Source organism: Nocardioides sp. (genome assembly GCF_030655615.1).
In the GTDB taxonomy this organism is placed as follows: Bacteria; Actinomycetota; Actinomycetes; order Propionibacteriales; family Nocardioidaceae; genus Nocardioides.
Genome location: NZ_JAURVJ010000221.1, coordinates 1 through 26868 on the forward strand (window position 1 = coordinate 1; position 26868 = coordinate 26868).

Genomic DNA, 26868 nt, shown 5'->3' on the forward strand with positions numbered 1-26868 from the left:
GCCCTGGGTGACCCGCAGGGCGAGACCCTCCACGTGTGGCAGACCGTGCCGGTCGTCCAGCAGCCGGTTGCGCCCCCGCCCTTCCAACCGGTCCAGCAGCCGGTCCAGCAGCCGGCCCAGCCCCCGGCGTACTCGCAGAGCGGGCCGCAGACCGGTCAGCTGCCGCCTCCCTACGTCCCGACCCCGCCGCCCCGCGCCGGCGACGCCCCGGTCGTGGCGCAGTCGGTCGTGCCGCCGGGTCAGCTCGCCCACGGCCGGACGATGCTGCCCGCGCACGCAGCACCCGGACGCGCGGTGACGATCGGCCGCGACCTGTCCAACGACATCGTGCTCGACGACCCGCTGGTCTCGCGGTTCCACTGCCGCCTCGATCTCGGGGCACCCGCCGTGCTCCGTGACCTCAACAGCTTCAACGGCGTCTTCGTCAACGGCCGGCGCGTGGCCGGCGCGGTCCCGCTCGAGCCCGGCCACGAGGTCATCGTCGGCAACCAGACGTTCCGCTGGGACGGCGCCCAGCTGCTGTCGTCGGCCACCCAGCACGAGTTCACCCTGTACGCCGACGGCCTGTCGGTCGTCGTCGCCGGCGGCAAGCGACTGCTCGAGAACGTGTCTTGCACCCTCGACCCCTCGTCGCTGACGGCGGTCATCGGCCCGTCCGGGGCCGGCAAGTCGACGCTGCTCGGTGCCCTCACCGGGCTGCGCCCGGCGACGCACGGGCGGGTGATCTGGCAGGGCCACGACCTCTATGCCCACTACGACCAGCTGCGCTTCCAGATCGGGCTCGTGCCCCAGCAGGACATCCAGCACCCGCAGCTCAAGGTCCGCCAGGCCCTCGCCTACGCCGCCGAGCTCCGGCTCCCGCCCGACACCCGCGCCCAGGAGCGCGACCAGCGGGTGCGCACCGTCGCCGGCCAGCTGCAGCTCCTCGAGCGCCTCGAGAACCGGATCGGCAGCCAGCTCTCCGGCGGCCAGAAGAAGCGGGTCTCGATCGCCACCGAGCTCCTGACGGCGCCGCCGCTGCTCTTCCTCGACGAGCCGACCTCGGGCCTCGACCCCGGCCTCGACCTCGAGGTGATGAAGCAGCTGCGCACCCTCGCCGACGAGGGCCGGGTCGTCGTCGTGGTCACCCACTCGGTGCTCGCGCTCGACGTCTGCGACAACGTGATGGTGCTCGCGCCCGGTGGCCGGATTGCCTACTTCGGCCCGCCCGCCGGCGTCCTGGCCCACTTCGGCGTGCCCAACTATCCGATGGTCTTCGACCTGCTCGACGAGCCCGACCTCTGGTCGCGGATCGCCGCGCCCCGTGCCAGCACCGAGACCGGGCGGTTGCAGTCGACCGCGGCCTCGGTGCCGACGGCGCCGCGGCAGTCGTTCGGCAAGCAGCTCTCGACCCTCGTCCGTCGCAACATGGCGGTCGTCGTCGCCGACCGGCTGCTGCTGTCGATGCTGCTCGCCCTGCCGCTCGTTCTCGGCCTGCTCAGCCGCATCGTCCCGGGCACCGACGGACTGTCACTCGACGACTCGCGGGTCTGCCCGCCGGGCGGGTCGCCGAGGTCGTGCCCGGTCGAGCTCGTCTATGCGCCGGGGGAGTCGCTCCAGCGTCTCATCGTCCTCATCGTCGCCGCCTGCCTGATGGGCACCGCCCTGGCCATCCGCGAGCTGGTGGGGGAGCGGCCGATCTTCCGCCGCGAGTACGCCGTCGGCCTCTCGCCAGGGGTCTACTTCGCGAGCAAGATCATCGTGCTGGGGTTCGCCGCGTTCGTGCAGGGGCTCGTCGTCACCTTCATCGCGACGGTCGGCCTGCCCGGGCCCGACGGACGGCTGGGCGCCCTCCGGGTGGCGATCGTGATCGGGCTGCTCGCCACCTCGATGGTCGTCGCCGGGCTGACGCTGTCGGCGATCGTGACCAGCACCGAGCAGACCATGCCGGCGCTGGTCGGCATGATCATGATCCAGCTGGTGCTGTCGGCCGCGCTCTTCCAGATCCACGGCCGCCCGCTGCTCGAGCAGGTCGCCTGGCTGGCGCCGTCGCGCTGGGCCTACGCCGCCACCGGCAGCGCGATGGGCCTCGGCCGTCCCGACGACGAGCGCTTCTCGGGCGACTCCCTCATCGACGCGGGCGCCGGGCACTACCTGCTCGCGGTCCTCATGCTGTTCCTGCTGACCGCGCTCACCACGGCGGCCGGCTACCTGCTGGTCAAGCGCAGCGCGACGTCCGACCGCTGAGCGACCCACGGCCCAGGTCGGGGGTCAGCCCGCGTTGAACTCCGAGTCCTTGCGCGACAGGATCTCGCGCCGCTCCTCGACCGACAGCGCCTCGACCTGCGCGACCACGTCCGACGGGTGGCCCGTCACCTCCGGCGCCGCGGCCAGCGGCACGACCGTGTGGACGACCTGGCCGTCGTAGAGGTGCAGCATCGTGAACGCCTGGTGGCCGTCGACGCCCGACACGAATCGCTCGATCGGCGCCGGGTCGGCGGTGTAGCACGAGGCCGACGCGACCGAGACCGGGACGCCGGCGAAGGTGGACCAGGACGTGTAGTGGAAGTGACCACCCAGGACCACCCGGACGTCGCTTCCCGCGACTACCGCGGCGAGGGCGTCCTGGTCGGCCAGCTCGATGAGCTCGGCGGCGCGGAGCATCGGCAGCGGGATGGGTGGGTGGTGCATCGCCAGCACGGTGCCGTGCGGCGCCGGCGTCGAGAGCACGTCGGCCAGCCAGGCGAGCTGCGCGGGCTCGAGCTCGCCGTGGTGGTAGCCGGGCACGCTCGTGTCGAGCGCGACCACCCGCAGTCCGTCGACCTCGATCACGCGGTCCTGCGGCTCGTCGCTCGCGGTGCCGAAGAGCGCCTGCGAGTAGGGCGCGCGCTCGTCGTGGTTGCCCATCGTCCAGACGACCTGGGCGCCCATCGCCTCCGCGGCGGGCTCGACCAGCTCACGCAGGCGCGCGTAGGCCGCCGGCTCGGCCTTGTCGGCCAGGTCGCCGGTGAAGACGAGCACCTGGGGCGGCGGGTCGACGTGGCGCAGCCGCTCGAGCGCGAGCACCAGGCCGGCGTCGGGGTCGATGGCGTCGTACTGCAGCGCGCCGCCGGCGAGCAGGTGCGGGTCGCTGAGGTGGGCGACCACGTGGCGAGGTGGCGGGTGGTGACCCAGCTGCACGACGTCCGGCACAGGACCAGGCTAGTGGCGGGATCAGGCCGGCTGCAGGTAGAACACCGGGATCACCCGGGTGGTGCGCTCCTCGTACTTGGCAAAGTTGGGCCAGGTGCGGAGCATCGCCTGCCACAGCGCGGCCCGCTCCTCGCCCTCGACCTCGCGCCAGGTCACCTCGGCCTCCCGGGCGTCGAAGCGCACCCGGGCCCGCTCCGTGGCGCGCAGGTTGCCGACCCACAGGGGGACGTTCGGGCCGCCGAAGTAGGAGCCGGCGATGAGCCAGCCGCCCTCGTGGGGGACGCAGAGGAGCGGCGTCGTGCGGGGGATGCCGCTCTTGCGGCCGGGCACGGTGAGCGCCAGGTTGGGCAGCCCCGCGATGTCGAGCACCGTGACGCGGCCCTTGGTCACCCGCTGGAGCCGGGTGTCGACCCACACGACCTGCGGCAGCAGCTTGGGCATCCACGAGAGGGCGCCGATGCGCACGGCGAGCGGAGTCAGCAGTCCCATGGCCGCAGGCTAGTGCTCCGCCGACGACGACGGCGCCGGTCCCACGAGGGAGACCGGCGCCGTACGTCGTGGGGTGGGGCGGGGTCAGGCCGCGACCTGCTGGCCGGTGAGCAGCTTGTAGGTGTAGGCCGTGCCGATGAACGCGACGGGGATCGACACGATCGCGCCGACGCCGCAGGCGATGAAGCCGACGAGCGTGACGGCGAAGGCCACGATCGCCCAGAGCAGCGCGGTGCCGACGTTGTCCTTGACCAGGTTGAAGCTCGCGGTGATGGCCTCGATCGGCGACATGTCCTTGTCGATCACGAAGTAGAGCGCGAAGGACAGCATGAAGGACGCGATGATGCCGGGCAGGAAGCAGAGCAGCGTCCCGACGAAGACGATCGCGCCGGAGATCAGGCTGGTGATGACGACCGGGCCGAGCTTGTCGGTCTTGAAGAGCTCGTTGAACTCGAACGGGCGACCCTCGGTGATGCCGAGCGCGCCGCGGATGATGCCGGCGCCGATGATCTGGTAGACGACGAAGAAGAGGAAGCTCGAGATCGCGCTCGCGAAGACCGAGACGAAGAAGCCGCTGCCGTCGGTGCACTCGATGTCGAAGCCGGTGCCGGTGCACTCGGGTCCCGTGACGATGATGCCGCGGATGACGACCGCGATGACCTGGAAGACCACGATCGCGACCAGGGCGATGAGACCGGCGATGATGATCTGGCCCGCGTTGGCCTGGAACTTCGCCCAGCCGTAGCTGACGGCGTTGCCCACGCTGTAGGGCGGCGTACCCGGCTGACCGCCGTAGCCCCCCGGGGGCGGCGGCGGCGGGGATCCATAGCCGCCGGGCGGCGGCGGGGGAGGCGGGTAGTCGGACATCGAGGGCTCCTCGGGTTCGGGAACGGCAGGTTGGTGGGACCGCGGCGTCGCGGTCGGCGCTGCAACCTAACGCGCCGGGGGGTAGCGGCGACAGGTCATTGCGGGCTATTGCGCATCCGTGCCGCGGCCCCTGCTCCCGATCGCTCCAGGGGGTGTGGGCCCGTCCTCGAGGAGGGGTTCAGGATGGACCCATGGTCCGTCCGCTGCGCAGTGCCCCACACGACGACATCGACGAGGCCGACCTCGAGGTCGGCAGCGAGGCCCACGCGGCGGCCGGCCCGACCGCGGTCGCGGTCGCGATGAAGCGGGCCGTCGAGCAGATGGGACCGGTCACCACCGCCCGGACCCTGCTCCGGCTCAACCAGGTCGAGGGCTTCGACTGCCAGGGCTGCGCCTGGCCCGACCCCGACCCGTCGCACCGCCACACGGCCGAGTTCTGCGAGAACGGCGCCAAGGCGGTCACCGAGGAGGCGACCAAGCGGCGCGTCGAGCCGTCGTTCTTCGCCGAGCACTCGCTCGCGTCGCTGGAGGACCGCACCGACTACTGGCTCGGCCAGCAGGGCCGGATCGTGGAGCCCATGGTCAAGCGGGCCGGTGCCACCCACTACGAGCCGATCGCCTGGGACGACGCCTTCGCGATGATGGGCGCCCACCTGCGCGGCCTCGCGAGCCCGGACGAGGCGGTGTTCTACACCTCGGGCAAGACCTCCAACGAGGCGGCGTTCGCCTACCAGCTGTTCGCCCGCGCCTTCGGCACCAACAACCTGCCCGACTGCTCGAACATGTGCCACGAGTCCACCTCGGTCGCCCTCGCCGAGACGATCGGCATCGGCAAGGGGTCGGTCTCGCTGCACGACGTCGAGACGGCCGAGCTCATCGTGGTCGCCGGCCAGAACCCCGGCACCAACCACCCGCGGATGCTCTCGGCGCTCGAGAAGGCCAAGAGGAACGGCGGCCGGATCGTCTCGGTCAACCCGCTGCGCGAGGCCGGGCTGGTGCGGTTCAAGAACCCCCAGAACCCCAAGGGCTGGCTGGCCAACGGCACCGAGCTCGCCGACCTGCACCTCCCGGTGCGGATCAACGGCGACCTCGCGCTGTGGCAGGGGCTGGCGGCCTACCTCCTCGAGCACGACGCGATCGACCACGACTTCGTCGCCACCCGCACCCACGGCTACGACGCGTGGGCCGAGCACATCGCCCGGCTCGACTGGGCGGAGGTCGAGCGGGCGAGCGGGCTGAGCCGGGCGCAGATCGAGGAGCTGGGCGCCATGCTCGTCGCGTCGAAGGCCACCGTCTTCTGCTGGGCGATGGGCATCACCCAGCACCGCAACTCCGTCGCCACGATCAAGGAGATGGTCAACGTCGCCCTGGCACAGGGCAACATCGGCAAGCCCGGTGCGGGGCTGTGCCCCGTGCGTGGCCACTCCAACGTGCAGGGCGACCGCACGATGGGGATCTGGGAGCGCCCCAAGCCGGCGTTCCTCGACGCGCTCCAGGCCGAGTTCGGCTTCGACCCGCCGCGCGAGCACGGGCTCGACACGGTCGACGCGGTCAAGGCGATGCGCGACGGCCGGGCGCGCTTCTTCTTCGCGATGGGCGGCAACTTCGCCTCCGCGGTCTCCGACACCGAGGTCACCGAGGACGCGCTGCGCCGTACCGACCTGACGGTCCACGTCTCGACCAAGCTCAACCGCTCCCACGTCGTCACCGGCCGCGAGGCGCTCATCCTGCCCGTGCTGGGCCGTTCCGAGCGCGACCTCACCGGCGGGCACGAGCAGCGGATCACCGTCGAGGACTCGATGTCCGCGGTGCACGCGTCCAAGGGACCGCTGGCCCCGGCGGGGCCGCTGCTGCGCTCGGAGGTCGACATCGTCTGCTCGCTCGCCGAGGCGACGTTCGGCGCGGCCGACGGCGAGGGCGGTGCCGGTGGGGCCGGTGGGCCCGACATCCCGTGGTCGGAGTTCCGCGACGACTACACGGCCATCCGGCGCCGGATCGCCAACGTGGTGCCGGGGTGTGCGGCCTACGACGAGAAGGTCGACCAGCCCGGCGGGTTCGTGCTCCCGCACCCGCCGCGCGACTCCCGCGACTTCCCGACGACCGGCGACGGGGCGGGCAAGGCGATCTTCTCCGTGTGCCCGCTCGAGGTGCTCGAGGTGCCCGAGGGTCGGCTCCTGCTGCAGACCCTGCGCAGCCACGACCAGTTCAACACCACGATCTACGGGCTCGACGACCGCTACCGCGGCATCAAGAACGGTCGCCGGGTCGTCTTCGTGCACCCCGACGACATCCGTCACCTGGGCTGGTCCGACGGCGACCTGGTCGACCTGGTGAGCGAGTGGGAGGACGGCTCGGAGCGCACCGCTCCCGACTTCCGGGTCGTCGCCTACGACCAGCCGGTCGGCTGCGCGGCGGCCTACTACCCCGAGACCAACCCGCTGATCCCGCTCGACTCCAAGGCCGAGGGCAGCAACACCCCGACCTCCAAGTCGGTGGTCGTGCGGCTCGAGAAGCCGCGTGGCGGGCGGCCCGGGGTGACCCGGCCGGCCGACGCCGACGTCGAGCACGGTCACAAGCGTGCAACGGACCCGATCCAGCAGAGCTGACCCGGCTCGCAGGTGCCACCATGGGTCCCGTGAGCGCTCTCGACCGGGACCCACGTGAGGTGACCTGTGCCGCCGGGCCCGCGGCGGGCGTCGAGGTGCTCACCCCGCGCGAGGTCCCGCTGGGTGGCCCGCGGGCGATGACCGTACGCCGGACCCTCCCGTCGCGGGAGCGCAGCCTGATCGGCGCGTGGTGCTTCGTCGACCACTACGGACCCGACACGACCACGATGAAGGTCGCCCCCCACCCCCACACCGGTCTGCAGACGGTGAGCTGGCTCTTCACCGGCGAGATCGAGCACCGTGACAGCGCCGGCCACCACGCGATGGTGCGGCCCGGCGAGGTCAACCTGATGACCGCAGGCCGGGGCATCAGCCACTCCGAGGTCTCGACGGCTGCGTCCACGACCCTCCACGGTGCGCAGCTCTGGGTGGCCCTGCCCGACCACGCCCGTGACGACGCCCCGGCGTTCGCCCACCACGCACCGCATCCCGTGCGCCGCAGCGGGTACGAGGCTCGCGTGTTCCTCGGGTCGTTGCTGGGTGAGACGTCGCCGGTGGCCACCGCCACCCCGCTCCTGGGCGCCGAGCTGTGCCTCGACGCCGGTGCCCGGGTCTCGCTCGACGTCGACCCGGGCTTCGAGCACGGGGTCCTGGTCGACACCGGGTCGGTGGCCGTCGCCGGCCACGACGCCGCTGCCCACGACCTCGTCTACGTGCCGCCCGGAGCCGGCCACCTCGACCTCACGGCCGGCGACGAGCCGGTCCGCCTGCTGCTCCTGGGCGGACCGCCGTTCGGCGAGTCGATCGTCATGTGGTGGAACTTCGTCGGCCGCACCCACGAGGAGGTCGTCGCCTTCCGCGCCGAGTGGCAGGCGCAGGTCACCGGCGGAGCCGACGGGACGACGTACGTCGACGGCCGCTTCGGCATCCCGGTCGGCGACGCCCTCGCGCCGATCCCGTCGCCCGAGATGCCGCACGTGCGGCTGCGAGAGCGTCGATGAGGAGCACCCGGCTCGACGACCGGGAGGACGACCCGGCCTGGACGCTCAAGCTCACCAAGGCCCGGCTCGACTCGCTGTCGGACTACCACCCCGACGGGGTCTTCTCGCTCGACCTCGAGGGCCGGTTCACCGCCGTCAACGCCGAGGCGCTGCTGCAGAGCGGCGGCTACACCGCGGAGGAGCTGCTCGACCGGTCGTTCGTCGACCTGCTCCTCGACGAGGACGTGGCGACGGTCCAGGGCTACTTCGCCGGCCTGCTCGACCGCCAGGCCAGCGCCTTCGAGGTCCGGTTCCAGCGTGCTGACGGCAGCATCGGCGAGCTGGAGATCATCGGTCTGCCGATCGTCGTCGACGACGAGGTCGTCGAGGTCTACGGCATCGCCGAGGACATCACCGAGCGCAAGCAGTTCCAGCACATGCTCGACGACGCCCGCCGCGCCGCCGAGAGCGCGAGCGAGGCCAAGTCCGCGTTCCTCGCCACGGTGAGCCACGAGATCCGCACGCCGCTCACGAGCGTGCTCGCCGCCGCGGAGATGCTCGGCGAGTCCGAGCTCACCCCCCACCAGGAGCAGCTGGTCACGCTGATGGAGCGCTCGGGCGAGCGGCTGCTCCGGCTGGTCGACGAGATCCTCGACTTCTCCCGCATCGAGGCCGGCACCGCCGAGATCGTCACCCGGCCGTTCGTGCTCGCCGACCTCGTCGACGAGACCACCGTCATGGTCCGCGGCGCCTTCGACGACAAGGGTCTGGCCTTCTCCTGCACCGTGGACCCCGAGCTGCCGGACCGGCTCCTCGGCGACGCCGAGCGGATTGCGCAGGTCCTCACCAACCTCGTCGACAACGCCGGCAAGTTCACCCACGAGGGCCGGGTCGAGGTCTCGGTCAGCGCTGAGCCGCTCGACGGTGCGGTCCGCTGTGGCGACGGGACCGCCGACGACGGGGTCCTCGGCGTCCGCTTCGCCGTCACCGACACCGGCATCGGCCTCGCCCCCGACCAGCAGGCCATCATCTTCGAGATGTTCCGCCAGGCCGACTCGTCGGTCACCCGCGAGTACGGCGGCACCGGCATCGGCCTGGCCATCTCGCGCAAGCTTGTCGCGCTCATGGGCGGCGAGCTCGGTGTCGTCAGCGAGCAGGGCGCCGGCAGCACCTTCTCGTTCGTGCTGCCGCTCAGGACGCCGTGAGTGCGAGCGCCACCGTCGTCCGCACCTCGGTGACCTCGCCGCCGACGACGTAGGACACCTGCGTCGACACGTTGCCGGTCGCGCGGTCGGGCAGCAGCCGGCCCAGCGTGCCGTCGAGCCGCGCGGACACCGTGCCCAGGCCCGAGCGCACCTCGACGTCGCCGACGGGCCCGGGCCGGTAGGTCTGCTCGATCGTCACGCTGATGCCGTAGGTGTCGTCCTCGAGCGACTCCAGCGTGTACGTCGCGACCTGGTCGACCAGCGCCCCGCCGACCTCGGCCACCGAGGTCGACGACCAGCGCGCCCCGACCCCGACCTCGGTCGTCGGCAGCACCGGAACCAGCGCGCGAAGCTGGGCGTCGAACTGGGCGGCCGCGTCGACGCCGCTCGTCGCCTCGACGACGGTGCCGTCGGGGCGCACGACGAGCTGGGAGGTCGTCCCGGCGATCGGGCCGATGGCGTCCTCGACGCGCGCCACGGCGGCCGGCATCGCCCCCGTCGGGTCGACGGTCGGCGCGGCGTAGGTCTGCGTGGTCGTGACCTCGTCGCCGTCGCCCGCCGTCACCCCCAGCGCGAACGGGACCGTGACCGGCGGCACCACCGTCGGCTCGTCGTCCGCGACGACCTCCTGCGAGATGACGAGCGTGGCGTCGGTCGTCGTGCCGTCGGCGAGCCCGAGCGAGAGGACCCGCCGGGCGTCCGCGCCCGGGTCGAGCACCTCGACCAGCGCCCGGTCGCCGACGGCGGTCGGCGTGACCTCGGCGCTCGGCGTACTGGCTCCGCCGTCGTCGTCCGAGCAGCCGGCGAGCGCGCCCGCGGACAGCAGGGTCAGGAGTGCCAGCAGGACGGCGGCGGAGCGTCGCAGAGGCACCGGCGCAGCATAGAGGGGACCCGGCTGCGCCCCCGTCGGGCACGATGGCCCCCATGGGACCTCTGACCGGCGACGACGGCGTCACGCGCTGCCCGTGGGCGGGGCCGACCCCGAGCGTGATGCGCGACTACCACGACGAGGAGTGGGGCACCCGGGTCCACGGCGAGGCGGCCTACCTCGAGCGGCTGACGCTCGAGGCGTTCCAGTCCGGGTTGTCCTGGTCGACGATCCTGCGCAAGCGCGAGGCGTTCCGCGAGGTGTTCTGCGGGTTCGACGCCGAGCGGGTCGCGGCGTTCGACGACGCCGACCAGGCGCGGCTGATGGAGGACGCCCGGATCGTGCGCAACCGGCTCAAGGTCGCGGCGGCGGTCACCAACGCGCGGGCGACGGTGGCGCTGCGCGAGAGCGGGGGACTGGAGGCGTTCGTGCTGTCGTTCGCCCCGGCCGACCCCCCGTCCTACGACGACACCTCGGCGATGGCGACCACCTCGGAGGAGTCCAAGGCCCTGTCGAAGGCACTGAAGAAGGTCGGGTTCGTCTTCGTCGGGCCCACCACGATGTATGCGCTGATGGAGGCCATCGGCGTCTTCGACCCCCACATGGACGGCTGCTTCCGGCGCGGGACGGCCGCCGGGTAGCGTCGCGGCCCATGACGTCCGCACGCCGGGTCAGCGCGGTCACCGACGACGCCCTCGGCACGCTCGACGCCGTCGCCCTGGTGGCCGCGATCCAGGACGGCGACGTGGGCGTCCGCGACGCCGTGGACGCCGCGATCGCGCGGGTGCAGGCGGTCGACGCCGACCTGGGGGCGATGGCCTTCACCGCCTACGACCGCGCCCGGGTCGAGGCGCGCGACCCGCGCGGTGGCTTCTTCGCGGGCGTTCCGACGGTCGTCAAGGACAACTGCGACGTGGCGGGGATGCCGACCCGTGAGGGCACCGACGCGTGGGTGGGACGCCCGGCCAGGGCCGACGGCGACTTCGCCCGGATGTACCTCGCGACCGGACTGGTCCCGCTGGGCAAGAGCCAGCTGTCGGAGTACGGCTTCTCGGCCGCCGCCGAGCACCCCCGGCTCGGCCCGGTGCGCTCGCCCTGGTCGCTCGACCACGTCGCCGGCGCGTCGTCGGCCGGGTCGGCGGCGCTCGTCGCGTCCGGCGCGCTGACGATCGCGCACGCCAACGACGGGGGCGGCTCGATCCGCATCCCCGCCGCGGTCAACGGCCTGGTCGGGCTCAAGCCGACCCGGGGCCGGCTGGCCCAGGACAAGACCCTGCGCGAGATGCCGGTGCGGATCGTGTCCGACGGGGTCGTCACCCGCTCGGTCCGCGACACGGCGGCGTTCTACCGCGAGGCCGAGCACGTCTACCGCACCCTGTCGCTCCCGCCGGTCGGCGACATCACCCGCCCCGGCCGCAAGCGCCTCAAGGTCGCGCTCAACACCACCGGCGCCGGCAACGGCCCCGGGGCCTCGCCCGAGGTCGCCGACCTCACGCTCAAGACCGCCGCGCTGCTCGAGGAGCTGGGGCACCGCGTCGAGGAGGTCGAGGCCCCGGTCGCGCCCGGGTTCGCCGATGACTTCCTGCTCTACTGGTCGACCCTGGCGCTGTTCCTCGTCCGCACCGGACGCCGCCACCACGGCCGCACCTTCGACCCGAGCCGCCTCGACAACCTGACCCACGGCCTCGCACGCCACGCGACCCGCAACCTGCACCGCCTGCCCGGCGCGGTCCGGCGGCTCCGGAGGTCGACGGCCGAGTCAGCGGAGTTCTACGCGTCGTACGACGTCACGCTGACGCCCACCCTCGGCACCGTCACGCCCCGCGTCGGCCACCTCGACCCGACCCAGCCCTACGAGACCGTCATCGAGCGCCTCATGGACTGGGTCTCGTTCACCCCGCTCCAGAACGCGACCGGCGACCCCGCGATCTCCCTGCCCCTGGCCACCTCGGCCGACGGGCTCCCCGTCGGCATGATGTTCGGCGCCGGAGCCGGCCACGAGGCCGTCCTCCTCGAGCTGGCCTACGAGCTCGAGGAAGCCCGCCCCTTCCCCGTCCTCCAGGTCTAGGAACCGTCGACCCGTCGTAGATCTACGACGGGTCGATCGGAGAACACGCTGACCCGTCGTAGATCTACGACGGGTCAGCGAGACGTGCGGTGACCCGTCGTAGATCGAGGACGGGTCAGCGAGACGTGCGGTGACCCGTCGTAGATCGAGGACGGGTCAGCGTGAGGTCAGGGCTCGACGGTGACCTTGATGGCCTCGCCGGCCTTGACGAGGGCGAAGGCGTCGAGGACGTCGTCGAGGGCGACGTGGGCGGTGATGAGGTCCTTGACCGGGACCTGGCCGGTCGAGATGTACTGCAGCGCCCGCTTGTTGTGCTCGGGCGAGGAGCCGTTGGCGCCGTGGACGTGGAGCTGGCGGTAGTGGATGAGGTTGGAGTCGGCCTTGATGAACGGGTCGTTCTTGGGCAGGCCGCCGAAGAACGAGATCCGGCCCTGGCGGGCGGCCATCGAGATGGCCTGCTCCTGGGTGACGTTGGCCGGGGTGGCGGTGATGACGACGTCGGCGCCGCGGCCGTCGGTGAGCTCCATGACCTTGGCGACGACGTCGACCTCCGCCGCGTTGATCACGTGGTCGGGCTGGACGGCGTCGGCCGACATCTTCAGCCGCTCCTCGTTGATGTCGACGAGCACCACGGTGCCGACCTTGTGGACTCCGCGGGCGATCCGGATGTGCATGCAGCCGATGGGACCGGCGCCGAAGACGACGGTGAAGTCGCCCTCCTCGATGCCCATCTGCTCCTGGGCGTTGATGGCGCAGGCGAACGGCTCGGCGGCCGAGGCCTCGTCGTAGCCGACGTTGTCGGGGATCTTGTTGAGCCCGTCGACCTTGAGCACCTGCTGCGGCACGATCATGAACTCGGCGAACCCGCCGTCGTACTGGTAGCCGACGGACGTCTGGTTCTGGCAGACCTCCATCCAGCCCTTGCGGCACTCGTGGCACTCGCCGCACGGGACGGCGGCGATGACCTGGACCCGGTCACCCACCTGCCAGTCGCTGCCGTAGGTCGCGTTGACGTCGGAGCCGACCTCGACGACCTCGCCGGCGACCTCGTGGCCGAGGGTCCGCGGGGGCGTCAGGTTCTGGTGGCCGTTGTGGAAGATCTTGACGTCGGTGCCGCAGGTCGAGCAGTTGCGCACCCGCAGCTTGACCTCGTCGGGACCGCAGTCGGGCTCGGGGACCTCCTCGAGGCGGACGTCCTCGGGGGCGTAGAAGCGCAGTGCCTTCATGGTGCGGGGTCCTTTGCAGGCGTCGGGGATGGGTGACGGCGCTCACGCTAGCACCGAACACCTGCATTCATTTTGGAACATGTTGGTTCTGACCCTTGACGCCCGAGTGACCAGGCTCATATAAAGGCATTCACAGATCAGTATGACGTGCCTCACAGCGATCGGGTGGCCCCTGGGTCCTTGGTCCAGTCGCCGGGGGCCGCTAGGAGGGACTCACCATGGCCACCACCCACGCCGCTTCACCCCCGACCGCCGCCGACCCAGGGTCCGGAGGGTCCGGGTCCGCCGGTCTCCGCGTCCGGGTCCAGCGGTTCGGGACGTTCCTGTCCAACATGGTGCTGCCCAACATCGGGGCGTTCATCGCCTGGGGCCTCATCACCGCCCTGTTCATCGAGACGGGCTGGATCACCCTCATCGGCGGCGACGTCTTCGGCTACGAGGGCGGCTACGGCTTCGTCGAGGAGCTCGGCGGGTGGGGCAAGGGTGCCGGCGGCGGGATCGTCGGCCCGATGATCACCTACCTGCTGCCGCTGCTCATCGGCTACACCGGCGGCCGGATGACCTACGACGACAACATCCGCGGCGGCGTGGTCGGAGCGATCGCCACGATGGGTGCGATCACCGGTGCCGACGTGCCGATGTTCCTCGGCGCCATGGTCATGGGGCCGCTCGGCGGCTGGTCGATGAAGCGCCTCGACGCGCTGTGGGCCCACAAGATCCGGCCCGGCTTCGAGATGCTCGTCAACAACTTCTCCGCCGGCATCTGGGGCGGCATCCTCGCCATCCTCGGCTTCGTCGTCGCCGGCCCGTTCGTCGAGCGGTTCAGCGACCTCGCCTCCAACGTGATCGACAAGCTCGTCGAGAACAACCTGCTGCCGCTGACGTCGATCTTCATCGAGCCGGCCAAGGTGCTCTTCCTCAACAACGCCGTCAACCAGGGCATCCTGACCCCGCTCGGCACCTCCGAGGCGGCCAAGACCGGCGAGTCGGTGCTGTTCCTCCTCGAGGCCAACCCCGGCCCGGGTCTCGGCCTGCTGATGGCCTTCACCTTCTTCGGCAAGGGCGCCGCCAAGGCGTCGGCCCCCGGCGCCGCGCTGATCCAGTTCGTGGGCGGCATCCACGAGATCTACTTCCCGTTCGTGCTGATGAAGCCGGTCCTGCTCCTCGCCATGATCGCCGGCGGCGCGACCGGCATCGGCGTCAACGTGGTCTTCGACTCCGGCCTGCGCTCGCCCGCCTCGCCCGGCTCGATCATCGCGGTCTGGACGGCCTCGCCCGCCGGCAGCTTCGTCGGGGTGACGCTCTCGGTCATCGCCGCGGCCGCCGTCACCTTCGTCGTGGCCTCGTTCCTGCTCAAGATCGACAAGAGCGAGGACTCCGGCGACCTGGCCGGCGCCACCGCCAGCATGGAGACGATGAAGGGCAAGAAGTCGTCGGTCACCTCGGCGCTGCTCGGCTCGGCCACCTCCTCCGGCCCGATCCGCTCGATCGTCTTCGCCTGCGACGCCGGCATGGGCTCCTCGGCCATGGGTGCCTCGGTGCTCCGCCGCAAGATCCAGGAGGCCGGCCACGGCGACGTCACCGTCGTCAACAAGGCGATCTCCAACCTCGGTGACGACCAGGACCTCGTCGTCACCCACCAGGACCTGACCCAAAGGGCCAGGGCCAAGAGCCCGTCGGCGATCCACGTGTCGGTCGACAACTTCATGAACAGCCCGCAGTACGACGAGATCGTCGCCCTGCTCGACCGTGCCGAGGGTGCCGAGACCGGCGGGGGAGTGGCCCCGGCCGGGCTCGCGAAGGCCGCGGAGCCCGACGACGAGGCGGCCGGCGACGTGCTCGCCGCCGAGTCGATCGTCCTCGACGGCCGTGCGACCAGCCGCGACGACGCCATCAGCGAGGCCGGGCAGCTCCTGGTCGCCTGTGGCGCCGCCGAGCCCGCCTACGTCGACGCGATGCACGAGCGGGAGCGGTCGGTCTCGACCGCGATGGGCAACCTGCTCGCCATCCCGCACGGCACCAACGAGGCTAAGTCGGCGGTGCGGCGTACCGGCCTCTCCTTCGTGAGGTACGCCGAGCCGCTCGACTGGAACGGCAAGGAGGTCCGCTTCGTCGTCGGCATCGCCGGCGCCGGCAAGGACCACCTGGCCCTGCTGGGCCGCATCGCCAAGGTGTTCAGCGACCGCGACCAGGTCGCGCGCCTCGAGGCCGCCACGAGCCCCGACGAGGTGCGCGCGATCCTCGGCCAGGTGCAGCCGGCCTGACCCCGCGTACGCCCCCGTGACGGCCTTCGTGCGTGATAGACCATCACGCACCGAGGCCGTCGGCCATCCGCGTCACCCAAGGAGCCGCATGTACGCCGAGGAGCGCCAGCAGGCCATGGCCGAGCTGGTCGCCGAGCGAGGGCGGCTGTCGGTCGCGGCCCTGGCCGAGGCCTACGACGTCACGACCGAGACCGTCCGGCGCGACCTGTCGTCGCTGGCCCGTCTGGGGCTCGTCCGCCGGGTGCACGGCGGCGCGGTGCCGGCCAGCTCGCTCAAGGTGCTCGAGTCCGGGCTCAGCGAGCGCGACCAGGCCAACACCGCCGAGAAGGACCGGATCGCCCGAGCCGCCCTCGACCTGCTGCCGCCGGCGGGCGGCACGGTGATGCTCGACGCCGGCTCGACCACGTCGCGGCTGGCGAGCCTGCTGCCGCGCGACCAGCGGCTGACCGTCTTCACCCACGCCGTGCCCGTGGCCGCCCGGCTCGTGGCGCTGGCCCACCACGACCTGCACCTGCTGCCGGGGCGCGTGCGCTCCACGACGCAGGCGGCGGTGGGTGCCGACACCGTCGAGGCCCTGGGCCGGCTGCGGGTCGACGTGGCCTTCCTGGGCACCAACGCCATCTCGGTCGAGCACGGGCTGTCGACCCCCAACAGCGACGAGGCGGCCACCAAGCGGGCCATCGTGCGCAGCGCCCGCCAGGTCGTGGTGCTCGCCGACGCGAGCAAGATCGGCAGCGAGTGCCCGGTCCGTTTCGCCGACCTCGTGGACGTCGACGTGCTGGTCACCGACACCGCGATCGACCCCGTCGACCGCAAGGCTCTGGAGGCCGCTGGAGTGACCGTCGTGGTGGCCTGAGAGGGTGTCCGAAGCAGCGGCAGGACAAGGGGTTCGAACCGATTTCGCTGATCGTCGGACCCCTGTGTATCGTTCTCCGTCGTTGCCCCTTTAGCTCAGTCGGCAGAGGGTCTCCATGGGAAGGAGAAGGTCTACGGTTCGATTCCGTAAAGGGGCTCTCACCACTCGAACCATGGCGGGGTAGCTCAGGTGGTTAGAGCACACGACTCATAATCGTGGTGTCGCGGGTTCGAGTCCCGCTCCCGCTACCAGCACACCAGTTCGCCCATCACACCCAGTCCGGCAGAGGAACCATCGTGGCCAGCAAGTCGTCCGACGTCCGCCCCAAGATCACGCTCGCCTGCACGGAGTGCAAGGAGCGCAACTACATCACCAAGAAGAACCGGCGCAACGACCCCGACCGGCTCGAGCTCAACAAGTTCTGCCCGCGCTGCCGCAAGCACACCGCGCACCGCGAGACCCGCTGACGCTCGTCTCACCGACCCGCCGCCCGCTCCGCCGGGCTGGTGGGTCGACTGTTTTTCCGCTCGCGTGGTGACCCGCCGGGGTGGCAGCCTCGACCCGTGAGCCTCCGCTGGCAGTGCCTGGTCGTCGACGTGCCCGACCCCGCGGCGGCCGCCGCGTTCTGGGTCGAGGCCCTGGGCTGGCGCACCACCCACGTCGTCGACGACGAGGTGGTGCTCGAGCCACCGGCCGGCAGCCTGGAGGACGGCGTCGCCCCCGACCTGCTGTTCGTGCGGGTCGCCGAGGGCAAGAGCGTCAAGAACCGCCTCCACCTCGACCTGCGGCCCGACGACCAGGACGCCGAGGTGGCCCGGCTCGAGCGCCTCGGTGCCACCCGCGCCGACGTGGGCCAGCCGGACGACGCGTCGTTCGTCGTGATGCGCGACCCGTTCGGCAACGAGCTCTGCGTGCTGCGGGCCCTCACGCCCGCCGAGCTCGCGACCCTCGACCGCTAGGTTGGACCCATGCCCGTCGACCCCACCATCGTCGGTCGCACCTACCCCCCGGCCCCGCCCCACGAGGTCACCGTCGACGCCGTCCGGGCGTTCGTGGAGGCCACCGGGGCGTCGTACGACGGGGGGCCGGCGCCCGCGACCTATCCCATCGTCCCGGCGTTCTCGGCCATGTTGACGTTCCTCGAGGCCGAGGCGCTCGACCTGTCGCGCATCGACCACGGCGCCCAGGAGTTCCGGCACGAGCGGCCCGTCGTGCCCGGCGACGTGCTCACGGTCGCCCTGTCGGTCGCGACGCTGCGCACCATCGGCGGCAACGACATCATCGGCACCACCAGCGCGGTCACCGACGCCGACGGGGCGCTCGTGTGCACCGGCACCGCGACGCTGGTCCACCGCGGCCCCGAGGACCCCGAGGACGGTGCGTGATGGAGCCCCGCACCTTCCGGGTCACCCGCGAGGCCCTGGTGGCCTACGCCGCCGCGAGCGGTGACCACAACCCAATCCACCAGGACGAGGACGTCGCGGTCGCGGTCGGCCTGCCCGGCGTCATCGCCCACGGCATGTACACCCTCGCCCTGGCCGCCCGCTACGTCGACGAGTCGCTCGGCGAGACCGGCCGCATCGCCACGATCGGTGCCAAGTTCACCAAGCCGGTCGTCGTGCCGGTCGAGGGCGTCGACGTCGTCGTCGCCGGCACCCAGAAGGACGACGGCACCATCGCCGTCACCGTCACCTGCGAGGGCGTGAGCGTCCTCGGCCGCTGCCAGGCGACCCTGCGTGGCTGACCTGCTCCGCGACCACACCACGCTGCGGCTCGGTGGTCCGGCGCGGCGGTGGGTCACCGCGACCAGCGAGGCCGCGCTGGTCGACGCCGTGACGGCCGCCGACGAGGCCGGCGAGCCCGTGCTCGTGCTCGGCGGGGGCAGCAACCTGGTCGTCGCCGACGCCGGGTTCGACGGCACCGTCGTCGAGGTCGCGACGCGGGGCGTCGTGGCCGACCACGAGGGCGACGACGCGACGTGCGGGGGAGTGCTCGTGACCGTGGCCGCCGGCGAGGACTGGGACGGCTTCGTCGCCCACGCCGTCGCCCACGGCTGGGTCGGCGTCGAGGCGCTGTCCGGCATCCCCGGCTCCGTCGGGGCGACGCCGGTCCAGAACGTCGGCGCCTACGGCCAGGAGGTCGCCCAGACCGTCGCCCGTGTGCGCGTCTGGGACCGCCGGCTGCGCGGCGTCCGCACCTTCGCCGGACCCGACTGCGGCTTCGGCTACCGCCACTCGCGCTTCAAGGCCGACCCCGGCCGTCACGTCGTCCTCGACGTGACCTTCCAGCTCACCGTCGGGTCGCTCGGTGCCCCGGTGACCTACGCCGAGCTGGCCGGCACCCTGGGCGTCGAGGCCGGGCAGCGTGCGCCGCTCGCCGCGGTCCGCGACGCCGTGCTCGGCCTGCGGCGCGGCAAGGGCATGGTCCTCGACGCCGACGACCACGACACCTGGAGCGCCGGCTCGTTCTTCACCAACCCGGTCCTCCCGGTCGACGCGGTCCCCGCAGGTGCCCCGGCCTGGCCGGCCGGCGACGGGCTGGTCAAGACGAGCGCCGCGTGGCTGATCGAGCACGCCGGCTTCGGCCGCGGCTACGCCGTGCGCGACGACGCCGCCGCGAGCCTCTCGACCAAGCACACACTGGCCCTCACCAACCGCGGCGGGGCGACCACCGACGACGTCCTGGCGCTGGCCCGAGCGGTGCGTGACGGCGTGCGCTCGGCGTACGGCGTGACGCTGGTCAACGAGCCCGTCCTCGTCGGCTGCGAGCTCTAGCCGACCGACCAGAGGAACCCGAAGAAGAACACCACGATCGCGACCATCGCCAGGCCCAGCACGGTGCCGATGATGCCGGTGACCAGGCCGGTGGTGGCGGCCGCCTCGTTGTTGTAGAGACCGGGCCGCTCCTGCATCTCCTTGCGCGCCCGCACCCCCAGCGCGATCGCGAACGGACCCGCGAGGACGCCCGGGATCGTCACGCAGCAGACGAAGGTCCCGAGCGCGCACACCACGCTGGTGATGCCGAGCCCCATCGCGACGTTGGCGCCGCTGTGGGCCTGCGCGAAGGGATAGCCGGGCATGCCCGGCACCGGGGCGTAGGGCTGGGCGTAGGGCTGGTAGCCGGGCTGCGGGGGCACGCCGCCGTGGCCGGGCTGGGAGACGTAGGGGCTGGTGGGCTCGCCGCCGCCGTAGGTGGGGTACGTCGGGGGCGGAGGCGGCTGGTCGCTGGTCCGGTCGCTGGGCTGCTCGCCGGGCTGCTCACCTGATGGCGAGACCGGCTTGGCGAGGAAGTCAGGCGTCTCGTCGGGCGGCTGCGTCATGCCGGGATCATGTCACCGGCGACGCCGGATCATGCCTCCAACCAGGCATCGACGTCGGCGAGCGCGGCTGTCCTCAGGTCGTCGGGTGCCTGCGACGCACGCAGCGACATCCGGGCGAGCTCGGCCAGCGTCGGGTCGTCGAGCTCGTGGGCCGCGCGCATGGTGGCGTACTGCGCGGCCAGCTGCGACCCGAACAGCAGCGGGTCGTCGGCCCCGAGCGCGACGGTGGCCCCCGCCTCGAGCAGCGTGGGCAGCGGCACGGACGTGAGGTCGGAGTAGACGCCGAGCGCGACGTTGGAGACCGGGCAGACCTCGAGGGCGACGCCGGCGTCGACGATGCGGGCGAGGAGGTCGGGGTCCTCGGCGGAGCGGATGCCGTGGCCGAGCCGGTCGGCGTGCAGCGTGTCGAGGCACGTGCGCACGTGGTCGGGCCCCCGCAGCTCGCCGCCGTGCGGCACCAGGGTCAGGCCCGCCCGCTCGGCGATCGCGAACGCGCCCGCGAAGTCGGCGGTGCTGCCACGCCGCTCGTCGTTGGACAGGCCGAACCCGACGACGCCGCGGTCGGCGTACTGCGCCGCGAGCCGCGCCAGGGTGCGGGCGTCGAGGGGGTGTCGGGTGCGGTTGGCCGCGATGACGACGCCGAGGCCGAGACCGGTGCGTGCCGAGGTGTCGCGCACCGCGTCGAGCACCAGGTCGGTGAAGGCGGTGATGCCGCCGAAGCGGGCGGCGTAGCCGCTCGGGTCGACCTGGATCTCCAGCCACCGGCCGCCGTCGCGCACGTCGTCCTCGGCGGCCTCCTGGACCAGCCGGCGTACGTCGCCCTCGGTGCGCAGCACCGACCGCGCGACGTCGTAGAGCCGCTGGAAGCGGAACCAGCCCTTCTCGTCGGCAGCGCTCAGCTGCGGCGGCCACTCCGAGACCAGCGAGTCGGGCAGCGCGATGCCGTCGCGCTCGGCGAGCTCGAGCAGCGTCCCGTGCCGCATCGACCCGGTGAAGTGCAGGTGGAGGTGGGCCTTGGGCAGCGTCAGGAGGTCGCGCGCCGGCGCCGCGGCGGTCAGGAGAACAGCTTCTGGAGCCGCGTGATGCCCTCGACGATGTCGTCGTCGCCCAGCGCGTAGGACAGCCGCAGGTAGCCGGGGGAGCCGAACGCCTCGCCGGGCACCACCGCGACCTCGGCCGTCTCGAGGATGTACTCGGCGAGGTCGGCGGAGGTGTCGATGACCTTGCCGCCGTGCTCCCGCCCGAGCAGGCCCTTGACCGACGGGTAGGCGTAGAACGCGCCGCCCGGCATCGGGCAGAGGACGCCGTCGATCTCGTTGAGCATCGACACGATGGTCGCGCGGCGGCGGTGGAACGCGGTCCTCATCTCGTCGACGGCGGTGAGGTCGCCCTCGACCGCGGCGATCGCGGCCCGCTGCGCCACGTTGGAGACGTTGGAGGTCGCGTGGCTCTGCAGGTTGGTGGCGGCCTTGACCAGGTCCTTGGGGCCGATCATCCAGCCGACCCGCCAGCCGGTCATCGCGTAGGTCTTGGCCACGCCGTTGACGACGACGCAGTTGTCCTGGAGGAACGGGCAGAGGACGGGCATCGAGCCGGTGTCGCCGTCGTCGTAGACGAGGTGCTCGTAGATCTCGTCGGTCAGCACCCAGAGGTCGTTGTCCTCGACCCACTGGCCGATCGCCTTGATCTCGGCGGAGGTGTAGACGGCGCCGGTCGGGTTGGACGGCGAGACGAAGAGCAGCACCTTGGTCCTGTCGGTGCGTGCCGCCTCGAGCTGCTCGACGGTGACCTTGTAGTCCTGGGTCTCGTCGGCCAGCACCTCGACGGGCACGCCGCCGGCGAGCTGGATCGCCTCGGGGTAGGTCGTCCAGTACGGCGCGGGCACGATGACCTCGTCGCCGGGGTCGACCATCGCCGCGAAGGCTGCGTAGATCGCCTGCTTGCCGCCGTTGGTGACCAGCACCTGCGCGGGCTCGATCTCGAGGCCGCTGTCGCGCAGGGTCTTGGCGGCGATGGCCTTCTTGAGCTCGGGCAGCCCGCCTGCCGGGGTGTACCGGTGGTTCTTGGGGTCGCGGCAGGCTTCGACGGCGGCGTCGACGATGTAGTCAGGTGTCGGGAAGTCCGGCTCCCCGGCGCCGAAGCCGATGACCGGGCGCCCCTCCGCCTTGAGTGCCTTCGCCTTGGCGTCGACCTTCAACGTGGCCGACTCGGCGATGGCGCCGATGCGTCGTGAGACTCGTCTGTCGCGGGGGCTCAAGGTCATGGAACCCATCGTAGAGACAGGGAGCGAGTCACGATGACCGACATATCCGAGGTCGAGACCGCGGGCGAGGAATCCGGCCTCAAGCGCACCATCACCGGCCGCCTGCTCTTCTTCTACGTGCTGGGCGACGTCCTGGGCTCGGGCATCTACGTGCTGATCGGGGCCGTCGCCGGTGAGGTCGGCGGTGCCTTCTGGATCGCGTTCCTCATCGGCGTCTCGATCGCGACCATCACCGGGGCGGCGTACGCCGAGCTGGTCACCAAGTTCCCGCAGGCGGCCGGCGCCGCGTTGTTCGTCAACAAGGCGTTCAAGAGCCGGATCCTGACCTTCCTGGTCACCGTCAGCATGCTGTCGGCCTGCTTCGCGGCGTCCGGGTCGTTGGCGACCGGTTTCGCGAGCTACTTCGACACGGTCTGGTCACTACCGCCGGCCATCCTCGTCTCGCTCGGCCTGATCGTGCTGCTGACGATCGTCAACTACCTCGGCATCACCGAGTCGGTGGTCGCCAACCTCGTCATGACCATCGTCGAGATCACCGGCCTCGTGGTCGTGCTCCTCATCGCGGTCGTCAACACGGGCAAGGGCGACTCCCACTTCGACACGCTCACCGACTTCAGCACCAACGGCAACGAGATCTTCGCCGTCGTCGCCGGCGTCGCCCTGGCGTTCTTCGCCATGACGGGGTTCGAGAACGCGGCCAACGTCGCCGAGGAGGTCGTCGACCCGGCCAAGCACTTCCCTCGGGCGCTGGTCGGCGGCATGCTCGCCGCCGGAGTCATCTACGTCCTGGTGGCGATGTCCGCGGCTCTCGTCGTCGACGTCTCGCAGCTCGCGAGCTCCGACGCCCCCCTGCTCGACGTGGTCGAGTCCGGGGTCCTGCCGATCTCGGTGTCCGTGCTCAGCATCGTGTTCGCGATCATCGCGATGACCGCGATCACCAACACGACCCTCGTCTCCGTCGTCACGCAGTCGCGCATCCTCTACGGCATGGCCCGCGAGGACGTCGTACCCGGCGCGTTCGCCAAGATCCACCAGCGCCGCCGGAGCCCGGTTCTCGCGCTGCTGTTCTGCGCCGCCGTCGTCATGGGCCTGCTCCTCGTCGGCTGGGTGCTCAACGAGACCGGCGCCGGCATCGACGTGGTCGACCGCCTGGCGACCGTCACCGTCGTGTTCACCCTGTTCATCTACTCGCTCGTCATCGTCGCCGCGTTCAAGCTCCGCGGCGAGGCCGAGACCGAGGAGAACTACCACGCGCCGACTCCGGTCCTCGTGCTCGGACTGGTCGGCAACGCCGTCCTGCTCGTCTACGTCGTGGTCGACGACCCGGGCTCGCTGCTGTGGGTCGGCGGGCTGCTCATGCTCGGCCTGGTGCTGTTCCTCGTCGAGTACGCCTTCGGCGACCGCACCCGTCCCGAGGGCGCCCGGCGCGGCGAGCCGAGCGGTCGCTGACCGCCTCTCTCGGAGCGTCATCGGGAGGTATTTGGACGCGGCTCACCATCGCGCCGTAGACTCCCTGATTGGTGGATCTCCCCGATGCTTTGCCGTGCCCGCTCCCGGGTCGCCGAGGCTGACGGAGTTCGACGGAGGGCACTAGCTCAACTGGCAGAGCATCGGTCTCCAAAACCGAAGGTTGGGGGTTCAAGTCCCTCGTGCCCTGCAAGACCACGCACAACCAGCAGGACCAGCACCATCTACGAATTCTGAGCAACACGACGTACGGCGAGAGGTGAGTGGCGTGTCGGACAGCAGCGCGGTCCGCGGTTCCCGGGACGACAGGTCCGGTGAGCCCCGCAAGCGCACCAGCATCCCGACGTTCTACCGCCAGGTGGTCGCCGAGCTGCGCAAGGTCGTCTACCCGACGCAGGAGCAGCTCGTCACCTACTTCATCGTGGTGATGGTCTTCGTGATGGTGATGATGGGGATCGTCGCCGTGCTCGACCTGGGCTTCGGCAAGCTCGCCTTCTCGATCTTCGACGGCAGCGACGGCGTCTGACCGCCCGGCGCGTGCCCCCGAGGCCGCGCCCCGCCGCCCCACCCGACAGCAACTGATGGAGCACCACGTGTCCGAGCAGTACGACGAGCCCGTTGCCGACCTGGCCGACCTGGCCGACCTGGCCGACCCTGAGGCCGACAACCCCGACGCCACGGTCGAGACCGTCGAGCCCGGCGAGCAGGTCGACCCGCCCGCCGACACTGCCGAGACCGACGAGTCCGAGGCCGTCGAGGCCCCGACGTTCGACGACGACGTGCTGGAGGCCACCGACGGTGCCGCCGAGGGCACCGCACCGGTCGACGCCGACACCGATGACGACGTGATCGACCTGGGCGAGACCGACGAGCCCATTGCCGACCTGGTCGAGGCCGAGGGCGAGGTGGCTGACGACGTTGCCGCCGAGGGCGTCGACGAAACCGTCGACACGCTCGAGGCCGGCGACGCCGAGGACGTGCCCGAGGAGGTCGTCGACGAGGACCCGCTCGAGGCGTTCCGCCGTGAGCTGTGGGCCAAGCCCGGTGACTGGTTCGTGGTGCACACCTACTCCGGCATGGAGAACAGGGTGAAGTCCAACCTCGAGAACCGGATCGTGTCCCTCAACATGGAGGACTACATCCACGAGATCGTCGTCCCGATGGCCGACATCGTCGAGATCAAGAACGGCCAACGCCGTACCCGCAAGCGCCCGTCCCACCCCGGCTACGTGCTGGTCCGCATGGACCTCACCGACGAGTCCTGGTCGACCGTGCGGCACACGCCGTCGGTCACCGGCTTCGTGGGCAACAGCCACCAGCCCGTCCCGCTGCTGATGGACGAGGTCGAGAACATGCTCGCCCCCGCCGTCCAGGCCGCCGCCGAGGTCGCCGCGGCCGCTGCCGGCACCACCACGGGTGGCTCCGCCACGACCGCCAAGAAGCCGATCGAGGTCGCCGACTTCTCGATCTCCGACTCGGTCATGGTCGTCGACGGCCCGTTCGCCACGCTGCACGCCACGATCACCGAGATCAACGCCGAGTCGCAGCGCGTCAAGGCCCTCGTCGAGATCTTCGGCCGCGAGACCCCGGTCGAGCTCAGCTTCAACCAGATCCAGCGGGTCTGACCCATCGTTTGAGGATTTCCCCTGGTCTCCGGGGGAGAGCCACAATCACCAGAGCAACACCCCGGTGGCAGGGGGCGACCACGCCCTCGTCATGACCACGAGAACAGGAAGAGAAGCATGCCTCCGAAGAAGAAGATCGCCGCACTGGTCAAGGTGCAGCTCCAGGCCGGCGCCGCGACCCCGGCCCCGCCGGTCGGTACCGCGCTCGGTCCCCACGGCGTCAACATCATGGACTTCTGCAAGGCCTACAACGCGCAGACCGAGTCCATGCGTGGCAACGTCATCCCCGTCGAGATCACCATCTACGAGGACCGTTCGTTCACGTTCATCACCAAGACCCCGCCGGCCGCCGAGCTCATCAAGAAGGCTGCCGGTCTGTCGAAGGGCTCGGGCGTCCCGCACAAGGAGAAGGTCGGCAAGCTGACCAAGGACCAGGTGCGCGAGATCGCGACGACCAAGCTCCCCGACCTCAACGCCAACAACATCGACGCCGCCATGAAGATCGTCGAGGGCACCGCGCGATCCATGGGCGTCACCACCGAGTGACCTCACCGAACGTGTTCCACCCAGCTCCTGTGGCAGAGCCGCGCTGGCTCACAACGACCACATCCTCGTAGAGAAGAGACAGACATGCAGCGCAGCAAGACCTACCGCGCGGCGGAGGAGACGTTCGACAAGGACGAGCTCTACGCCCCGCTGGCCGCGATCAAGATCGCCAAGGCGTCCTCGAAGAAGAAGTTCGACGAGACCCTCGACGTCGTCATGCGCCTCGGCGTCGACCCCCGCAAGGCCGACCAGATGGTGCGCGGCACCGTCAACCTGCCCCACGGCACCGGCAAGACCGCGCGCGTCCTCGTGTTCGCCAACGGTGACAAGGCCGAGGCCGCCACGGCCGCCGGCGCCGACATCGTCGGTGGCGACGAGCTCATCGACAAGGTTGCCGGTGGCTGGCTTGACTTCGACGCCGTCGTCGCGACCCCCGACATGATGGGCAAGGTCGGCCGCCTCGGCCGCGTGCTCGGTCCTCGCGGCCTCATGCCCAACCCCAAGACCGGAACGGTCACCCCCGACCCGGCCAAGGCCGTCACCGACATCAAGGGCGGCAAGATCGAGTTCCGCGTCGACCGCCACGCCAACCTGCACTTCATCATCGGCAAGGCGTCCTTCCCCGAGTCCTCGCTGGCCGAGAACTACGCCGCCGCCCTCGAGGAGGTGCTGCGGCTCAAGCCGGCCAGCTCCAAGGGCCGCTACGTCCGCAAGGTCACCGTCTCCACGACGATGGGCCCCGGCATCCAGGTCGACCCCAACCGCACGCGCAACGTCGCGTCCGAGGAGGAGGGCCCCGAGGCCTGAGCCTCTCCCTCGTCCCCACGTCGGCCCGTCCAGCTCTGCTGGGCGGGCCGGTGTCATGTGGTCGGCGACGTCGGCTGAGGTGCGAGCGCAGCGAGCCTCGAAGCCACGTCTCCTTCGTCGGGTCTCACGTGGTCCGGGTCGGGTGGCCGCGCGCGTAGCAGACCGCGTCTCGGCGTCAAGGACGCTCGCTTCGCTCGCGCCGCTGCGCGGTCGCTGCGCGATCCTTGACCCCGAGCCTCTT

The 26868-nt window shown here is 71.3% G+C and carries 26 protein-coding genes and 3 tRNA genes; 21 read left to right on the forward strand and 8 right to left on the reverse strand.

The window, feature by feature from the left end; genetic code table 11:
* Positions 1–2226 (forward strand): ATP-binding cassette domain-containing protein (locus tag Q7T52_RS19390; RefSeq protein WP_304805194.1); only part of this gene is annotated, 2226 nt, incomplete at its 5' end.
* Positions 2227–2250: 24 nt separating this feature from the next.
* Here Q7T52_RS19390 and Q7T52_RS19395 read toward each other — a convergent pair.
* The 3 genes from Q7T52_RS19395 to Q7T52_RS19405 form a co-directional block, all read right to left on the reverse strand.
* Positions 2251–3171: a metallophosphoesterase gene (locus Q7T52_RS19395; RefSeq protein ID WP_304805195.1), complete on the reverse strand. Its 921-nt coding sequence runs from the start codon at positions 3169–3171 to the stop codon at positions 2251–2253.
* A 21-nt stretch (positions 3172–3192) separates the two neighbouring features.
* Positions 3193–3660 carry a nitroreductase family deazaflavin-dependent oxidoreductase gene (locus Q7T52_RS19400; RefSeq protein WP_304805196.1) on the reverse strand — a complete coding sequence of 156 codons (468 nt, stop codon included), beginning with the start codon at positions 3658–3660 and terminating at the stop codon, positions 3193–3195.
* An 84-nt stretch (positions 3661–3744) separates the two neighbouring features.
* Positions 3745–4527 carry a hypothetical protein gene (locus Q7T52_RS19405; RefSeq protein WP_304805197.1) on the reverse strand — a complete coding sequence of 261 codons (783 nt, stop codon included), beginning with the start codon at positions 4525–4527 and terminating at the stop codon, positions 3745–3747.
* 191 nt (positions 4528–4718) lie between these two features.
* Here Q7T52_RS19405 and Q7T52_RS19410 point away from each other — a divergent pair, with 191 nt between their 5' ends.
* Genes Q7T52_RS19410 through Q7T52_RS19420 form a run of 3 tightly spaced genes read left to right on the forward strand, consistent with a single transcriptional unit; the run spans position 4719 to position 9318 of the window.
* Entirely contained in the window at positions 4719–7133 is a 2415-nt protein-coding gene (locus Q7T52_RS19410) for an FdhF/YdeP family oxidoreductase (protein ID WP_304805198.1), read from the forward strand.
* Between the two features lie 20 nt (positions 7134–7153).
* A complete protein-coding gene (locus tag Q7T52_RS19415) occupies positions 7154–8134 on the forward strand; it encodes a pirin family protein (protein WP_370692347.1) in 981 nt (326 codons plus the stop codon).
* A complete protein-coding gene (locus Q7T52_RS19420; RefSeq protein WP_304805200.1) occupies positions 8131–9318 on the forward strand; it encodes an ATP-binding protein in 1188 nt (395 codons plus the stop codon). Before Q7T52_RS19415 ends, Q7T52_RS19420 begins: the two co-directional genes overlap by 4 nt.
* On the opposite strand, the gene Q7T52_RS19425 is transcribed toward Q7T52_RS19420, so the two are convergent.
* A complete protein-coding gene (locus tag Q7T52_RS19425) occupies positions 9305–10189 on the reverse strand; it encodes a hypothetical protein (protein WP_304805201.1) in 885 nt (294 codons plus the stop codon). The genes Q7T52_RS19420 and Q7T52_RS19425 overlap by 14 nt on opposite strands.
* Positions 10190–10242: 53 nt before the next feature.
* Here Q7T52_RS19425 and Q7T52_RS19430 point away from each other — a divergent pair, with 53 nt between their 5' ends.
* Both Q7T52_RS19430 and Q7T52_RS19435 read left to right on the forward strand, forming a co-directional pair.
* Positions 10243–10827: a DNA-3-methyladenine glycosylase I gene (locus tag Q7T52_RS19430; protein WP_304805202.1), complete on the forward strand. Its 585-nt coding sequence runs from the start codon at positions 10243–10245 to the stop codon at positions 10825–10827.
* 11 nt (positions 10828–10838) lie between these two features.
* Positions 10839–12254 (forward strand): amidase, encoded by a 1416-nt coding sequence (locus Q7T52_RS19435; protein WP_304805203.1) that lies wholly within the window; start codon positions 10839–10841, stop codon positions 12252–12254.
* Positions 12255–12421: 167 nt separating this feature from the next.
* On the opposite strand, the gene Q7T52_RS19440 is transcribed toward Q7T52_RS19435, so the two are convergent.
* On the reverse strand, positions 12422–13480 hold the full coding sequence (locus Q7T52_RS19440) for a zinc-dependent dehydrogenase (RefSeq protein ID WP_304805204.1): 1059 nt from the start codon (positions 13478–13480) through the stop codon (positions 12422–12424).
* Positions 13481–13698: 218 nt separating this feature from the next.
* On the opposite strand from Q7T52_RS19440, the gene Q7T52_RS19445 reads away from it, so the two are divergent.
* The 9 genes from Q7T52_RS19445 (at position 13699) to Q7T52_RS19485 (ending at position 19374) form a co-directional block, all read left to right on the forward strand.
* On the forward strand, positions 13699–15744 hold the full coding sequence (locus tag Q7T52_RS19445) for a PTS mannitol transporter subunit IICBA (protein WP_304805205.1): 2046 nt from the start codon (positions 13699–13701) through the stop codon (positions 15742–15744).
* Between the two features lie 88 nt (positions 15745–15832).
* Positions 15833–16600: a DeoR/GlpR family DNA-binding transcription regulator gene (locus Q7T52_RS19450; RefSeq protein WP_304805206.1), complete on the forward strand. Its 768-nt coding sequence runs from the start codon at positions 15833–15835 to the stop codon at positions 16598–16600.
* A gap of 84 nt (positions 16601–16684) precedes the next feature.
* Positions 16685–16757, forward strand: a tRNA-Pro gene (locus Q7T52_RS19455).
* Positions 16758–16774: 17 nt separating this feature from the next.
* Positions 16775–16851 (forward strand) — tRNA-Met (locus tag Q7T52_RS19460).
* A 45-nt stretch (positions 16852–16896) separates the two neighbouring features.
* Entirely contained in the window at positions 16897–17067 is a 171-nt protein-coding gene (gene rpmG, locus Q7T52_RS19465; RefSeq protein ID WP_304805207.1) for a 50S ribosomal protein L33, read from the forward strand.
* 96 nt (positions 17068–17163) lie between these two features.
* Positions 17164–17559, forward strand: a complete 396-nt coding sequence (locus tag Q7T52_RS19470; RefSeq protein WP_304805208.1) for a VOC family protein — start codon at positions 17164–17166, stop codon at positions 17557–17559.
* Between the two features lie 9 nt (positions 17560–17568).
* The gene (locus Q7T52_RS19475) at positions 17569–17985 is read left to right on the forward strand and encodes a MaoC family dehydratase N-terminal domain-containing protein (RefSeq protein WP_304805209.1); all 417 of its coding nucleotides are present in this window, start codon (positions 17569–17571) and stop codon (positions 17983–17985) included.
* A complete protein-coding gene (locus Q7T52_RS19480; RefSeq protein ID WP_304805210.1) occupies positions 17985–18344 on the forward strand; it encodes a MaoC/PaaZ C-terminal domain-containing protein in 360 nt (119 codons plus the stop codon). The genes Q7T52_RS19475 and Q7T52_RS19480 overlap by 1 nt, the downstream gene beginning before the upstream one ends.
* Positions 18337–19374, forward strand: a complete 1038-nt coding sequence (locus tag Q7T52_RS19485; RefSeq protein WP_304805211.1) for a UDP-N-acetylmuramate dehydrogenase — start codon at positions 18337–18339, stop codon at positions 19372–19374. Before Q7T52_RS19480 ends, Q7T52_RS19485 begins: the two co-directional genes overlap by 8 nt.
* Here Q7T52_RS19485 and Q7T52_RS19490 read toward each other — a convergent pair.
* The 3 genes from Q7T52_RS19490 to Q7T52_RS19500 are packed head-to-tail and all read right to left on the reverse strand — an operon-like array spanning position 19371 to position 22182.
* Positions 19371–19919, reverse strand: coding sequence for a DUF4190 domain-containing protein (locus tag Q7T52_RS19490; protein WP_304805212.1), 549 nt, complete (start codon positions 19917–19919; stop codon positions 19371–19373). The two genes, Q7T52_RS19485 and Q7T52_RS19490, sit on opposite strands and share 4 nt — an antisense overlap.
* Before the next feature lie 29 nt (positions 19920–19948).
* Entirely contained in the window at positions 19949–20977 is a 1029-nt protein-coding gene (locus Q7T52_RS19495; RefSeq protein ID WP_304805219.1) for an adenosine deaminase, read from the reverse strand.
* Positions 20974–22182: a pyridoxal phosphate-dependent aminotransferase gene (locus Q7T52_RS19500; RefSeq protein WP_304805213.1), complete on the reverse strand. Its 1209-nt coding sequence runs from the start codon at positions 22180–22182 to the stop codon at positions 20974–20976. Before Q7T52_RS19500 ends, Q7T52_RS19495 begins: the two co-directional genes overlap by 4 nt.
* 33 nt (positions 22183–22215) lie before the next feature.
* On the opposite strand from Q7T52_RS19500, the gene Q7T52_RS19505 reads away from it, so the two are divergent.
* From Q7T52_RS19505 to rplA, 6 genes are all read left to right on the forward strand, one after another.
* Positions 22216–23631, forward strand: coding sequence for an APC family permease (locus Q7T52_RS19505; RefSeq protein ID WP_304805214.1), 1416 nt, complete (start codon positions 22216–22218; stop codon positions 23629–23631).
* Positions 23632–23766: 135 nt separating this feature from the next.
* Positions 23767–23839 (forward strand) — tRNA-Trp (locus Q7T52_RS19510).
* 78 nt (positions 23840–23917) lie between these two features.
* Positions 23918–24175 carry a preprotein translocase subunit SecE gene (secE, locus tag Q7T52_RS19515; protein WP_304805215.1) on the forward strand — a complete coding sequence of 86 codons (258 nt, stop codon included), beginning with the start codon at positions 23918–23920 and terminating at the stop codon, positions 24173–24175.
* Between the two features lie 253 nt (positions 24176–24428).
* On the forward strand, positions 24429–25274 hold the full coding sequence (nusG, locus tag Q7T52_RS19520) for a transcription termination/antitermination protein NusG (protein WP_370692348.1): 846 nt from the start codon (positions 24429–24431) through the stop codon (positions 25272–25274).
* A 117-nt stretch (positions 25275–25391) separates the two neighbouring features.
* Positions 25392–25820 (forward strand): 50S ribosomal protein L11, encoded by a 429-nt coding sequence (gene rplK, locus Q7T52_RS19525; protein WP_304805217.1) that lies wholly within the window; start codon positions 25392–25394, stop codon positions 25818–25820.
* Positions 25821–25904: 84 nt separating this feature from the next.
* Positions 25905–26627, forward strand: coding sequence for a 50S ribosomal protein L1 (gene rplA / locus Q7T52_RS19530; RefSeq protein WP_304805218.1), 723 nt, complete (start codon positions 25905–25907; stop codon positions 26625–26627).
* Positions 26628–26868: the final 241 nt, after the last annotated feature.

Excerpts from the sequence above, each read along its gene's own strand:
- Q7T52_RS19400 (WP_304805196.1), bottom strand. The coding sequence starts at position 3,660 with ATGGGACTGCTGACTCCGCTCGCCGTGCGCATCGGCGCCCTCTCGTGG.
- Q7T52_RS19435 (WP_304805203.1), top strand. The coding sequence starts at position 10,839 with ATGACGTCCGCACGCCGGGTCAGCGCGGTCACCGACGACGCCCTCGGC.
- Q7T52_RS19420 (WP_304805200.1), top strand. The coding sequence starts at position 8,131 with ATGAGGAGCACCCGGCTCGACGACCGGGAGGACGACCCGGCCTGGACG.
- Q7T52_RS19410 (WP_304805198.1), top strand. The coding sequence starts at position 4,719 with ATGGTCCGTCCGCTGCGCAGTGCCCCACACGACGACATCGACGAGGCC.
- Q7T52_RS19445 (WP_304805205.1), top strand. The coding sequence starts at position 13,699 with ATGGCCACCACCCACGCCGCTTCACCCCCGACCGCCGCCGACCCAGGG.
- Q7T52_RS19480 (WP_304805210.1), top strand. The coding sequence starts at position 17,985 with ATGGAGCCCCGCACCTTCCGGGTCACCCGCGAGGCCCTGGTGGCCTAC.
- rplA (WP_304805218.1), top strand. The coding sequence starts at position 25,905 with ATGCAGCGCAGCAAGACCTACCGCGCGGCGGAGGAGACGTTCGACAAG.
- Q7T52_RS19500 (WP_304805213.1), bottom strand. The coding sequence starts at position 22,182 with ATGACCTTGAGCCCCCGCGACAGACGAGTCTCACGACGCATCGGCGCC.
- Q7T52_RS19405 (WP_304805197.1), bottom strand. The coding sequence starts at position 4,527 with ATGTCCGACTACCCGCCTCCCCCGCCGCCGCCCGGCGGCTATGGATCC.
- rplK (WP_304805217.1), top strand. The coding sequence starts at position 25,392 with ATGCCTCCGAAGAAGAAGATCGCCGCACTGGTCAAGGTGCAGCTCCAG.
- Q7T52_RS19415 (WP_370692347.1), top strand. The coding sequence starts at position 7,154 with ATGGGTCCCGTGAGCGCTCTCGACCGGGACCCACGTGAGGTGACCTGT.
- Q7T52_RS19505 (WP_304805214.1), top strand. The coding sequence starts at position 22,216 with ATGACCGACATATCCGAGGTCGAGACCGCGGGCGAGGAATCCGGCCTC.
- Q7T52_RS19490 (WP_304805212.1), bottom strand. The coding sequence starts at position 19,919 with ATGACGCAGCCGCCCGACGAGACGCCTGACTTCCTCGCCAAGCCGGTC.
- Q7T52_RS19440 (WP_304805204.1), bottom strand. The coding sequence starts at position 13,480 with ATGAAGGCACTGCGCTTCTACGCCCCCGAGGACGTCCGCCTCGAGGAG.
- Q7T52_RS19450 (WP_304805206.1), top strand. The coding sequence starts at position 15,833 with ATGTACGCCGAGGAGCGCCAGCAGGCCATGGCCGAGCTGGTCGCCGAG.
- Q7T52_RS19475 (WP_304805209.1), top strand. The coding sequence starts at position 17,569 with ATGCCCGTCGACCCCACCATCGTCGGTCGCACCTACCCCCCGGCCCCG.
- Q7T52_RS19430 (WP_304805202.1), top strand. The coding sequence starts at position 10,243 with ATGGGACCTCTGACCGGCGACGACGGCGTCACGCGCTGCCCGTGGGCG.